The 12,630-nt window shown below is 58.2% G+C and carries 10 protein-coding genes; 5 read left to right on the forward strand and 5 right to left on the reverse strand.

Translation table 11 applies throughout. The features are described 5' to 3' along the window. Window positions 1-60: 60 nt before the first annotated feature. The 4 genes from KBY02_RS07635 to KBY02_RS07650 are packed head-to-tail and all read right to left on the reverse strand — an operon-like array spanning window position 61 to window position 6,236. Entirely contained in the window at window positions 61-1,242 is a 1,182-nt protein-coding gene (locus KBY02_RS07635) for a hybrid sensor histidine kinase/response regulator (protein ID WP_011267688.1), read from the reverse strand. Next, a complete protein-coding gene (locus tag KBY02_RS07640; RefSeq protein ID WP_225650116.1) occupies window positions 1,236-1,850 on the reverse strand; it encodes a chemotaxis protein CheB in 615 nt (204 codons plus the stop codon). Before KBY02_RS07640 ends, KBY02_RS07635 begins: the two co-directional genes overlap by 7 nt. Continuing rightward, window positions 1,847-2,668, reverse strand: a complete 822-nt coding sequence (locus KBY02_RS07645) for a CheR family methyltransferase (protein ID WP_024638804.1) — start codon at window positions 2,666-2,668, stop codon at window positions 1,847-1,849. Before KBY02_RS07645 ends, KBY02_RS07640 begins: the two co-directional genes overlap by 4 nt. A gap of 49 nt (window positions 2,669-2,717) precedes the next feature. After that, entirely contained in the window at window positions 2,718-6,236 is a 3,519-nt protein-coding gene (locus KBY02_RS07650) for a response regulator (protein WP_024660620.1), read from the reverse strand. Between the two features lie 332 nt (window positions 6,237-6,568). On the opposite strand from KBY02_RS07650, the gene KBY02_RS07655 reads away from it, so the two are divergent. Further along, window positions 6,569-6,940 carry a response regulator gene (locus KBY02_RS07655; RefSeq protein WP_003369350.1) on the forward strand — a complete coding sequence of 124 codons (372 nt, stop codon included), beginning with the start codon at window positions 6,569-6,571 and terminating at the stop codon, window positions 6,938-6,940. Continuing rightward, window positions 6,933-8,267, forward strand: a complete 1,335-nt coding sequence (locus tag KBY02_RS07660) for a glycosyltransferase (protein WP_054092591.1) — start codon at window positions 6,933-6,935, stop codon at window positions 8,265-8,267. The genes KBY02_RS07655 and KBY02_RS07660 overlap by 8 nt, the downstream gene beginning before the upstream one ends. On the opposite strand, the gene cobF is transcribed toward KBY02_RS07660, so the two are convergent. Beyond that, complete coding sequence (cobF, locus tag KBY02_RS07665; RefSeq protein WP_011267684.1) at window positions 8,264-9,022, reverse strand: precorrin-6A synthase (deacetylating); 759 nt, start codon at window positions 9,020-9,022, stop codon at window positions 8,264-8,266. The two genes, KBY02_RS07660 and cobF, sit on opposite strands and share 4 nt — an antisense overlap. Before the next feature lie 119 nt (window positions 9,023-9,141). Here cobF and KBY02_RS07670 point away from each other — a divergent pair, with 119 nt between their 5' ends. The 3 genes from KBY02_RS07670 to KBY02_RS07680 all read left to right on the forward strand — a co-directional run bounded on the left by KBY02_RS07670 (window position 9,142) and on the right by KBY02_RS07680 (window position 12,630). Next, window positions 9,142-10,047 (forward strand): AraC family transcriptional regulator, encoded by a 906-nt coding sequence (locus tag KBY02_RS07670; RefSeq protein ID WP_003402817.1) that lies wholly within the window; start codon window positions 9,142-9,144, stop codon window positions 10,045-10,047. Between the two features lie 240 nt (window positions 10,048-10,287). Then, window positions 10,288-11,610: an ABC transporter substrate-binding protein gene (locus KBY02_RS07675; protein ID WP_024638808.1), complete on the forward strand. Its 1,323-nt coding sequence runs from the start codon at window positions 10,288-10,290 to the stop codon at window positions 11,608-11,610. Window positions 11,611-11,697: 87 nt separating this feature from the next. Continuing rightward, entirely contained in the window at window positions 11,698-12,630 is a 933-nt protein-coding gene (locus KBY02_RS07680) for a carbohydrate ABC transporter permease (protein WP_011267681.1), read from the forward strand.

Consider the following 12,630-nt stretch of genomic DNA (forward strand, 5'->3'; position numbering starts at 1 on the left):
CGGCACGCATGGGAGGTTGCGCCAGCCTGTGATTAAACTTTATTGCCGGTGGCGGCGACCTTACAGAGGCAGGCAGATACGAAACACAGAACCCTTGCCCTCTTCACTTTCCACCTCGATGCGACCGCCGTGCGCCATGACGATCTGATCGGAAATGAACAACCCAAGACCCAACCCGGCAACAGCGTGATTGCTCGACACCCGCTCGAACTGCTGAAAGATGCGCTTCTGGTTTTCGGCCGTAATGCCAATACCTTGATCCCTGACTTCGATGAAAGCCTCGCTGTCCTTGCTGTACACATGCACTTCAATCGGCTTTCGCGCACCGTAGCGCAGCGCGTTGGTCAGCAGGTTGGCAACCACCTGCTCGATACGGAATTCGTCCCAGACACCGATCACCGGCTGTTCGGCGAACCGGGTGATGGTGGAATTGGCGGCGGCGATCTGCGCAGCAAAGCTCTCCAGCAGTTGCGTGACCAGTTCGCTCAGGTCGAACGGGCTCGGTCTGATCGACAGCTTGCCAGTACGGATCCTTGATACGTCGAGCATGTCTTCGATCAGGCGGATGAGGCTCTGAATCTGTCGCTCGTCGCGATCGACCATCGCGCGCAGCTTCTCCATGGTAAACGCCGCCGCATTGTCCTTGGCCAGGTGCAGCTTGCGCAGCTGGGTTTCCAGAATCAGGCCGTTGAGCGGCGTGCGCACCTCGTGGGACACGATGGACATGAAGTCGTCCCGCATGCGAATCGCGTGTTCCAGCTCGCCCTGGGTCGACTGCAGACGCTTGAGCAGGGCTTCCTGCTCCTGACGACTGCGCTCAAGCTCCTCGACCTGTATTTTCATGGCCTTGCGCTGTCGGTAAAGATCGACGAACACGTTGACCTTGCTCTTCACCGCGTGAATATCCAGCGGCTTGTGCAGAAAATCCACGGCACCGCTTTCATAGCCCTTGAAGGCGTAATTCAGCTCGCGGCCGGCAGCACTGACGAAGACAATTGGAATGCTTTTGGTCTTTTCCGTGCTGCGCATCAGCTCGGCCAGTTCGAAGCCGTTCATTCCGGGCATCTGAACGTCGAGGATGGCCATGGCGAATTCGTGCTGCAGCAACAGTGACAGCGCTTCGTCCGCAGACAGCGCCTTGTAGACGATTCGATCACCGCGCTTGATCAGCGCTTCGAGCGCCAGCAGGTTTTCCGGCAAATCGTCAACGATGAGCAGTTTTGCCTGAATTTCACTTAACATGCGCTTCGTTCCAGCTCGACCAGCAAGCGGCCAATATCGTTCAGGGAAAGGAGGTAATCGGGCGAGTGCAGCGCCAGGCCAGCTTCAGGCATGGTAGAAGCCTGAGCCTGCGACGGGTCCTGAATCACCGTGAAACCACCATACTTCTTGATCTGCAGCAATCCGTTCGCGCCGTCATTGTTGGCGCCGGTCAACAGCACGCCAGCCAGTCTCGGCCCATAGGCATCAGCGGCCGAACCGAACAGAATGTCGATACTGGGCCTCGAATAAAACACCCTGTCCTCCTGACTCAATGACAGGGAAAAGTCAGACTCCACCGAAACATGATAGCCCGCTGGCGCAACGTACAAAGTGCCGGGCACGATGCCCTCCTTGTCGTCGGCTTCCTTGACCGGAATCGCCAGCCGGTTCTGAAACACATTGGCCAACTGGCTGAGCCGGTCATCAGGCAAATGCAGGACCATCAGGATTGGTAACGTAAACCCCTTGCGCAGGCCGCTGAATATTTTCAGCAGCGCCTCCACGCCGCCCGCCGAGGCGCCGACGACAATGGCATCGACCACGGGCAACGGGTGGCTGAGCGTGTCATCGCCAAACGTGACTTTCATAATTTCCGGTAAATCCGCTCGGGCTTCACCAGCGCCTCGAAGGCGCCACCGTAGGCGGAGAAATCCAGGGTTTCCTTGCTGCCCAACGCCAGAAAGCCACGATGACACAACGAATCATGAAACAGCCCGAACGCTCGATCCTGAAGCTTTTTGTTGAAATAAATCAGTACGTTACGGCAAGAAATAAATTGCGTTTCGGAGAATACACTATCTGTGGCCAGACTGTGATCGGCAAACGTGACGTTCTCGCACAGCGTCTTGTCGAAGATCGCGTAGTCATAGGCAGACGTGTAGTACTCGGCAAAATCGCGCTGCCCTCCTGCTTTCCGATAGTTCTCGGCGTAGGCCCGCACATTGTCCATAGAGAAAATGCCCTGCTTGGCCTTTTCCAGCGAACTGGGGTTGATATCGGTCGCATAGATGATGGTCCGCTCCAACAGCCCCTCCTCGCGCAACAGAATCGCCGTGGAATAGACCTCCTCGCCCGTGCTGCAACCGGCAATCCACACCTTGAGTGACGGGTAGGTGCGCAGTACCGGCACGACCTCGTTGCGGATTGCCAGAAAATGCGACGGGTCACGGAACATCTCACTGACCGGAATCGTGAGAATCTGCAGCAGTTGCATGAATGCTGCAGGATCGTGGAGCACACGTTCCTGCAGGGCGGAGATGGTCGCACAATCGAACTGACGCAGCGCATGGATCACGCGACGCTTGACCGAAGCGCCGGAGTAATCACGAAAGTCGTAGCTGTATTGAAGGTAAATCGCCTCGATCAGCAGGCGCAGCTCGATATCCATGCTTCGATCACGGTGCATGGTGCGGTCCGGGCTTGTCATCGCAGACGCCTCTACATTGAGCCCTCATTCAGATACGCTCCATCTTCGGCAGCCAGACGCGAATCAGCGAAAACAGACGGTCCAGATCAATGGGCTTGGCCAGGTAATCGTTGGAACCCGCTTGCAGGCAGCGTTCCTGATCATCTTTCATGGCCTTGGCCGTGACGGCGATGATCGGCAGTTTGCGCCAGCGCGGATCCTTGCGAATCTCGATGGTCGCTTCATAGCCGTCCATCTCAGGCATCATCACATCCATCAGGACCAGATCGATGTCTTCTACCTCGTTAAGCCTGGCAATCGCCTCCAGACCATTGCGGGCGATTTCCACCACCGCGCCTTTATGTTCCAGAGCGCTGGTCAGCGCGAAGATATTGCGCACATCGTCGTCGACCACGAGGATCTTGCGCGCCTCGAAGACCTTGTCACGGCTACGCGCGGTCTTGAGCATCTTTTGTCGCTCGTTGGACAGTTGCGATTCGACCTTGTGCAGAAACAGCGTCACCTCATCGAGCAGCCTTTCCGGCGAGCGCGCGCCCTTGATGATGATCGAACGCGAATACTTCATCAGCTCGGCTTCTTCATCGCGGGTCATGTTGCGGCCGGTATAGACGATGACCGGCGGGAAGGCGCAGATGTCTTCCATCGACATGCGCTTGAGCAACTCATTGCCGAGCATGTCCGGCAGCTTCAGGTCGATGATCATGCAGTCATAGACATGATCGCGCAGCAGGTCCAGCGCCTCCTGGGCGAAGCCTACCGCCGTGATTTCAATATCATCGTCACCGATCAGGCGCGCGATGCTGTCACGCTGTAGCGCGTCGTCCTCGACCAGCAGGATACGCTTGACCTTCTGCGTCAGCTTGGCCTCCAGCTTGGCGAACACGTCCTTGAGCTCTTCGCGTGTGGTCGGCTTGACCGCGTAGCCAATGGCGCCCATGTGCAATGCGGCTTCCTGACGATCTTCGACCGAGATCACGTGCACGGGAATGTGCCGGGTGGGCGCCAGCTCCTTGAGACGTTGCAGCACGGTCAGGCCCGAATGGTCCGGCAGGCGCATGTCCAGCAGGATCGCATCCGGCGTATAACGGGATGCCAGATTGAAGCCATCGTCGGCAGCATGCGCCACCAGACAGTCGTAACCCAGCTCATGGGCCAGGTCGTAGAGAATCTGGGCGAATCGCACTTCATCTTCGATCACCAGGATGCAGCGCCGCTGGAAAGGTGCCTTGTCACGGTCGTCGTCAAATACCGGCACCGGCGTATCCATCGGCACGGGTGCCGGAACGGGCTGCGCAATGACCGGAAGCACAGGGGCATACGGCTGTAGCGCAGCAGGCGCTGACACGATCGGCAGATCGCTGCCCGGCTCGCGATCGTCTTGCTCGACGTAATGCTCCGGCAGCACCAGGCTGAAAATACTGCCCTGCCCCGGTGCGCTGGTGACACTGATCGATCCGCCCAGTAATGCCGCCAGATCTCGTGAAATCGACAGCCCCAAGCCGGTACCGCCATAACGCCGGTTGGTGGTGCCGTCTGCCTGACGGAACGCTTCGAAAATACCCTGCTGATGCTCCTCGGCGATGCCGATGCCCGAGTCACGCACAATGAACGCGATACCGGCGCCTGGCTGGCGCGAGACGACCATGCTGACCGAGCCGGCCTCGGTGAACTTGATCGCGTTGGACAGCAGGTTCTTGAGGATCTGCTCAAGGCGCTGGCGATCCGTGAACAGCATGGTGGGCGCACCGGCCTGGATGTCGACGGTAAACGCCAGTTTCTTCTCGGCGGCGAGCGGCTGGAAGAGTGTCCGCAGACCTTCAACCAGACGGGACACGCTGCTGTTTTCCGGACGCATTTCCAGCTTGCCGGCTTCGACCTTGGAAATATCCAGAATGTCGTTGATCAGATTCAGCAGGTCATTACCTGCCGAATAGATCGACTCGGCAAACTTGACCTGTTCGGCGGTGAGGTTTTCGCCCGGGTTCTCGGCCAGCAGCTTGGCGAGGATCAGCGAGCTGTTGAGCGGCGTGCGCAACTCGTGGGACATATTGGCGAGGAACTCGGACTTGTACTTGCTGGCACGCTGCAGCTCGTCCGCCCGCGCCTGCAACTCGGCCTGGGCGATATTCAGTTCTTCGTTGTTGCGATCCAGCGCATCGCGCTGCTCGGCCAGCGCTTGACTCTGGTCGGCCAACTGCTCGTTGGTCTGCTCAAGTTCGGCCTGCTGGGTCTCCAGATGAGCCTGGGATTCCTTGAGGATGCGCGACTGCTCCTCCAACTCTTCGTTGGCGGTGCGCAGTTCTTCCTGCTGCACCTGCAGCTCTTCGTTGAGCTGCTGGGTCTCGGCCAGCACCTCCTGCAGACGCTGGCGATAACGGGCGGCTTCGATGGACGTGCCGACGTTGTCCGCCACCAGCTCAAGGAACTCGATGTCCCGCTCGGTCAGGGCGCGCAGAAAACCCAGTTCGATCACGCCGTTGACCTGATCGTCATTGCTGGTTGGCACCACCACCACGCTGCGCGGCGAGCCCTCGCCCAGGCCGGACGCAACCTTGAAGTAATTATCCGGCAGTTCATCCAGGGTAATGATGCGGTCCTGCTGGGCGGCCTGCCCGACAATGCCTTCATCACTGTGAATGGTCTGATCCTGCTGCTCCTGTTCGCGGGAGAAGCCATACGAGGCAGCCCGTGTGAGGCCGCCGTGGTCCTGGCGAATGTAGACCGCCGCCACCGACGCGCCCAGGTATTGGGTCAGGAACTGGAGGATATTGCGGCCCAGCATGCTCAGCGTCAGTTGCCCCAGAACCTGCTCAGCCAGCTCGCTCTGGCCATTGCGCAGCCAGGCCACTTTCTGCAGACGCTCGGAATTGATTTCCTGAAGCCTGAGGTTTTCGCTGTAGGTATTCGACAGCGACAGCAGATCCCTGCGACCGATATAGGCCAGAATTGCGCTGACGACCACCACGAATATCAGATAAAGGGTGACGGAAAGGATGGTACTGCGCGTGACTTCCGCATTGCGGGTCAGACGAAGTTGCTGCTCCATTTCCACCGCCTGATCATATTCAGTACGGATCTGATCGGTGATTCGCTTGCCACGTCCGGCCAGTACCGGCGTCTGATAATCGCCGTTGGTGCGCCGCAACGTGATCATCTCCTGGGCGAACGCATTCCACTCCTGCTGCAGTGTGGACAGACGTCTGAACCGATCCAGTTGCGTGGGGTTGTCGTCTACCAGTTTCTCCAGCCCCTGCAGCTCGGCGAGCAGCAGCGGCTTGGCGACCTCGTAGGGGTCGAGAAAATGCTGATCCCCCGTCAACAGGAAACCGCGCATGCCGGTTTCCATGTCTATCGACAGTTTCATTGAGCGGTTGGTGTTGTTGATCACCCGGTCAGTGTGCTCGACCCACTGTATTGCAGTGAGCAGATAACTGATCAGCAGAATGAAGAAAACTGCACTCAGTACACCGACACCCAGTGGCAAGCCAACGTTACGTCCCAGCAATTTTCGAAAGCGTTGTTCATCGACAACAGACGTCCGATTCATGAAATATCCCTGACCAATGGATCAAAACCGTAGAGTTTGCCGTAAACCTACAGAAAACACTCTTATTTCTGACATAGAGGATTGAAATTTCACACATAAATGGGCGATAAGCTCACGCCGGTATTCATTAATGACGCCAACCCGTGAGTCGCCCTCGCGATTTACAGTATTTGTGCCTCGATTGAACTTCCACACGGTTTTTATTTACTGATACAGGGACTGTATCGACAGCGGACAGGCCCTCGCTCGGTTACCCTGAGTCGAGGGGAAAGGATGCGCGAAACTCCACACCGTCTGCGCTATCACCATTATTCAGGTTTAAGGAGTCAACCATGCCCGACACAGCCCGCACCATTCTCGTGGTCGAAGACGACGCCATTGTGCGCATGCTGATTGTCGACGTGCTCGAAGAGCTGGAATACAAGGTACTGGAAGCCGAGGACGCTACGTCGGCACTCACCTTTGTTGCAGACGATTCCAATCACATCGACCTGTTGATGACTGACCAGGGGCTGCCTGACATGAAAGGCACTGCACTGGCCAAAAAGGTCATCGAACTTCGCCCGCAATTGCCCGTGCTGTTCGCCAGCGGTTACTCGGAAAATATCGACGTGCCGCCAGGCATGCACTCGATCGGCAAGCCGTTCTCCATCGACCAGTTGCGTGACAAGGTAAAAAGCATTCTTGGAAACAGCCTTGACTGACATCGACGCTGCCTTCAACCGCACTGAAAAGCCTGTCAGCACCCGCTTATTGATCATTGGCTACGTATGGCCTGAGCCGCGATCTTCGGCCGCCAGCGGGCATATGATGCAACTGATTCGATGCTTTCTGGAGCAGGGCTGGCAGATCACCTTCGCCAGCCCTGCCACCGAGGGCGAGCATCGCGCCGATCTGCTCAGTCTGGGCATCAATGAAGTGCACATCACGCTCAACGACAGCAGTTTTGATGTATTTGTCAGCCAATTGCAGCCTGATGTGGTGCTCTTCGATCAGTTCATGATCGAGGAGCAGTTCGGCTGGCGGGTCGAGCAGCAGTGTCCTGACGCACTGCGGATGCTGGAGACGTCGGATTTCCAGAGCCTGCGCCACGCACGCCATCAGTTGCTGAAGGACTCGCTGAACAGCGATTGTGCCGAGGCCGGGCCGGGCAGCGCCGACGTTTCAGCGCCGCAGCTTTTCCGGCAGATCGCATCCAGTGATCTGGCGCAGCGCGAAATTGCTTCGTTGTATCGCTGCGACCTCAACCTGATGACGTCGGATGTCGAAATCGCGCTGTTGAGCGGCCCTTTCGGCCTGCCCGCGGCGCTGCTGCACTGGTGCCCATTGATGATCGACGGTATTCCCGACAGCTTCCGGCCTTTTGCACAGCGTGCGCACTTCCTCAGCATCGGCAACTTCCGCCATGCGCCCAACTGGGATGCCGTGCTGTGGATGAAAACCGTTATCTGGCCGCTGATTCGCCAGCAACTGCCCGAAGCCCAGCTACACATTTATGGCGCCTATACGCCACCCAAGGCCTCGGCGCTGCACAATGCCGCTCAGGGCTTTCATGTGAAGCACTGGGCCGAGGATGCGCTGGAGGTCATGTCCAACGCGCGGGTGTGCCTCGCGCCATTGCGCTTCGGGGCCGGCATCAAGGGCAAGCTGATGGACGCGATGCTCTGCGGAACGCCGTCAGTCACGACGCCGGTGGGTGCGGAAGCCATGAGCGGCGGGCTGCCGTGGCCCGGCATCATTGCCGATAACCCTGCGGAAATCGCTGGCGCTGCGGTCAGGCTGTATCAGGACCAGAACCTCTGGCTTGAAGCGCAACAAGCGGGTCAGGCGTTGCTGCAGGCACGCTTCCAGCATCGGCAGCACTGTGCGAGCCTGATCGAACGCATCGAGACCCTTCGCAACGGACTGACGGAGCATCGCCTGGCGAACTTCACCGGCGCCATGCTGCGGCACCATCACCACAAGAGCACCAAATACATGGCGCAGTGGATCGAAGCGAAGAATCGCAACAAGGATGAAAAACCGGCTTAGGCCGGTTTGCGCAGCAAATAGGTATCCATGATCCACCCCTTGCGCTCGCGTGCCTCACTGCGCAGGCGCTTGATCTGCTCGCAGACATCATCCAGCCGTCCGGCCACCAGTATCTCGTCCGGCGTGCCCAGGTACGCGCCCCAATAGATGTCCAGCCCCTGCCCCGTATAACGCTCGAATGTGCAGTGCGCGTCGAGCATCACCACGACGTTGCCGGGGTGCTGCAGCGGAGCTGTCGCCATGCGTCGGCCGGTGGTGACAAGAATCGACTCGCCAATGCGATTGAGCGGGATGCGGTGCCGCGCGACCAGACTCTGGACGCTGGTGATACCGGGTATCACCTGATACTCGAAAGCCTCCTTACCCCGCGCCAGAACCTGGTCAAGGATGCGCATCGTACTGTCGTAGAGCGACGGGTCGCCCCAGACCAGAAACGCGCCGACCTGATCCACGTCAAGTTCATCGGTCAACAGCCGCTCGAACAGTACCGCGCGCTGTTCGTGCCACCCCTCGATGCCGCGCTCGTAGGCCTCTGGATCATCTTCACGTCGAGGGTCCTGGACTTGCACCAGACGGTAGCGTTGATGAGTGATATAGCGCTGACAGAGCTCTTTGCGCAGCCTCAGCAACTGATCGTCGACGTAGCCCTTGTCGAGGATGAAGATCACCTCTGCAAGGTTCAGGGCCGCAACGGCCTGCAGGGTGATCTGTTCGGGATCCCCGGCCCCCATGCCGATCAGCAGGATCTGTTTCATCGGTCAACGCCTCCTCTGTGCAGAGGCCTGATCGTAGGCGATTTTTGCCAATGACCGGGCATTGAACTGAAAAATCAGGCACATTACTCTTTTGGCAACAGATGAACATGACATCGCCAATGAATAAAACAACAAGAATCGCCGACCCTTCCTACGAACTGATGGACGACCACAACGGTCTGTCGATCATCTACCGCGAGCATGGTTTCCCCTGCCCGCTGGTGCGCTGGCACTTCCACAAGGAATATGAACTGCACCTGATCGTCGCCAGCTCCGGCAAGGTGTTTGTCGGCGACTACATCGGCAATTTCAATCCTGCCAGCCTGTTTCTCACCGGCCCCAACCTGCCGCATAACTGGATCAGCCAGATCGACGACGGTGAAGTGGTGCCCAAGCGCGACATGCTGGTCAACTTTACCGATGAGCTGCTGGAAAGCGGCAACCAGGTGTTTGCCGAGCTCAAGACCCTGACGCCGTTATTGGAGCGCGCCCGCTACGGCATCGAATTTCGCTGCAAACGCACGATTCGTCAGGCCATGAAGCAGATGCAGAAAATCGCCGACTCGCGAGGCATTACTCGCCTGGGCCATTTCTTCATTCTGCTCGAACTGCTCGCCGCCAGCGACGACTACCAGTTGCTGTCAGGCACGGCGGTCGCCCACACGGCGGACGAGCACAGCGTGGATCGCACCAACCGGGCGGTGGATTATATTTTCGCCCACTATGGCCGCGAGCTGCCGCTGGAGGAAGTCGCCGAGTATCTGGGCATGAAACCGACCTATTTTTCCCGGGTGTTCAAACAGGCTACCGGGCGCTGCTTCGTGGAGTTCGTCAACCGGCTGCGTATCAGCAAATCCTGCGAACTGCTCGCCGACGGCGACAAACCGGTCACCGATGTGTGCTTCGAGTCCGGATTCAACAATATTTCCAACTTCAATCGGCGTTTTCAGCAACTCAAGGGCATGACTCCGTCGCACTACCGCCGACTCGCCGTTCAGCGTCTGACCGAACAAAACCTGTACTGATTCGCCCCGCCCTCGCCCTCATCGTCTACGCTGGAGTTGCGTCGAAGCCGCCCTATGGGCGATTCGGCGCTGTTACCTTTTCCCACCCGAGTGCAAAAAAGTATCAGTCAGAGTGCGGCGCAGGATTTGTCTTTCAGACCGAACGCCGGTGTAATCAATGCACATCTTCCTCACCTCCGGAAGAGAAAAAAACAATAACCATCCTTCTGCAGTCCTTTGGGCGTGGAAGAGGAGTGATCAATGAAGAACTCAGCAAAACTTCTGCTCGCCAGTTCCGTCCTCAGCACCTGTTTCGTGTTCAGTGGCAGTGCCACCGCGGGGACCGTGACCATCGCCACGGTCAACAACAGCGACATGATTCGCATGCAACGCCTCTCCAAGACCTTCGAAGAAAAGCACCCCGATATCAAGCTCAACTGGGTCGTGCTGGAAGAGAACGTCCTGCGTCAACGCCTGACCACCGACATCGCCACCAAGGGCGGCCAGTTCGACGTGCTGACCATCGGCATGTACGAAGCCTCACTCTGGGGTCAGAAAGGCTGGCTGCAGGAAATGAAAGACCTGCCTGACAGCTACGATCTGAAGGATGTGTTCCCATCAGTACGCGACGGCCTGTCGGTGGACGACAAACTGTTTGCCCTGCCGTTCTATGCTGAAGCCTCGATCACCTACTACCGCACCGACCTGTTCAAGGCCGCAGGCCTGACCATGCCCGAGCGCCCTACCTGGACCCAGATCGCCGGGTTCGCCGAGAAACTGACCGACAAGCCCAAGGAACAGTACGGCCTGTGTCTGCGCGGCAAGGCTGGCTGGGGCGAGAACATGGCGCTGATCACAACGCTGGCCAACGCCTATGGCGGACGCTGGTTCGATGAGAAGTGGACGCCACAGTTCGATCAGCCAGAATGGAAGGATGCGCTGAACTTCTACGTCAATACCATGAAGAAATACGGCCCGCCGGGTGCCTCAAGTAACGGTTTTAACGAGAACCTTGCGCTGTTCAACAGCGGCAAATGCGCCATCTGGGTCGACGCCAGCGTTGCCGGTTCGTTCGTGACCGACAAGAAGCAGAGCAAAGTGGCCGACAGCGTCGGCTTTACTTACGCCCCGCATGAAGTGACCGAGACGGGCTCATCGTGGCTTTACTCGTGGTCGCTGGCGATCCCGACCAGCGCCAAGAACACCAAGGATGCTGCCGAGTTCACCCAGTGGGCGACCTCGAAAGAGTACGCCAAATTGGTCGCCGATACCGACGGTGTATCCAACGTACCGCCGGGCACGCGCGCCTCGACCTATACCGACGAGTATAAAAAGGCTGCACCGTTTGCCAACATCACACTGGAATCGCTCAAGAAAGCCAATCCCAAGGCCCCGACACGCGATCCCGTGCCTTACGTCGGCATTCAACTGGTCACCATTCCCGAGTTCCAGGCCATCGGCACCAGCGTCGGTCAGCAGTTCTCCGCAGCGCTCATAGGTCAGTCCACTGTGGATCAGGCCTTGCAGAATGCGCAAACCGCGACCGCGCGCGACATGAAACGAGCGGGTTACCCGAAAAAGTAACTGTCACGCACCAGGGCGAAAGCCAATGCTCTCGCCCTGCCGCTCAACTGCGCAACAACTCTGGTGCAATCCGGTTCGGAGCTCCCCATGAATACCTCAGCCTCCCCTGAACGCACGGACCTGTCCGGCGAACAGCAACCGCTCAAAAACCGTCGATTCAAGCCGGGCTGGTTTCTGGTCAGTCCTTCGGTAGCGCTTCTGCTGGTGTGGATGATCGTGCCGCTGGGCATGACCATTTACTTCTCGCTGATCCGCTACAACCTGCTCTCCCCTGGCGAAAACGAATTCGTCGGCTTGGAGAACTTCCAGTATTTCGTGACCGACAGCGGCTTTTTGCCGGGTGCCGGCAATACCCTGCTGCTGGTCGGCAGCGTGCTGGCGATCAGTGTGATCTTCGGCGTGCTGATTTCGGCGCTGCTGGAGGCCAGCGAGTTTTTCGGTCGCGGCATCGTCCGTGTGCTGTTGATCTCGCCGTTCTTCATCATGCCCACGGTCAGTGCGCTGATCTGGAAAAATCTGATCTTTCATCCGGTGTCCGGCGTACTTGCGGCGGTCTGGAAGTTCTTCGGCGCCGAACCGATTGACTGGTTTGCCCATTACCCGATGCTGTCGATCATCATCATTGTGTCCTGGCAATGGCTGCCGTTCGCCATTCTGATCCTGATGACCGCCATGCAGTCACTGGATCAGGAGCAGAAAGAAGCAGCGCGGCTGGACGGCGCAGGTCCGCTGGCGATCTTCTGGCACCTCACCCTGCCGCACCTGGCGCGTCCGATTGCCGTGGTGGTGATGATCGAAACGATCTTCCTGCTTTCGGTATTCGCTGAAATCTTCACCACGACCAACGGCGGGCCGGGCTTTGCCTCGACCAACCTGGCTTACCTGATCTATATCCAGGCGCTGCTGCAGTTCGACGTCGGCATGGCCTCGGCGGGCGGGCTGATTGCCGTGGTCATAGCCAACATCGCGGCGATCATCCTGATCCGGATGATCGGCAAAAACCTCACCGACAAGTCATGA

Origin of the sequence: Pseudomonas sp. P129, from assembly GCF_020312195.1 — a bacterium.
In the GTDB taxonomy this organism is placed as follows: domain Bacteria; phylum Pseudomonadota; class Gammaproteobacteria; order Pseudomonadales; family Pseudomonadaceae; genus Aquipseudomonas; species Aquipseudomonas fragariae.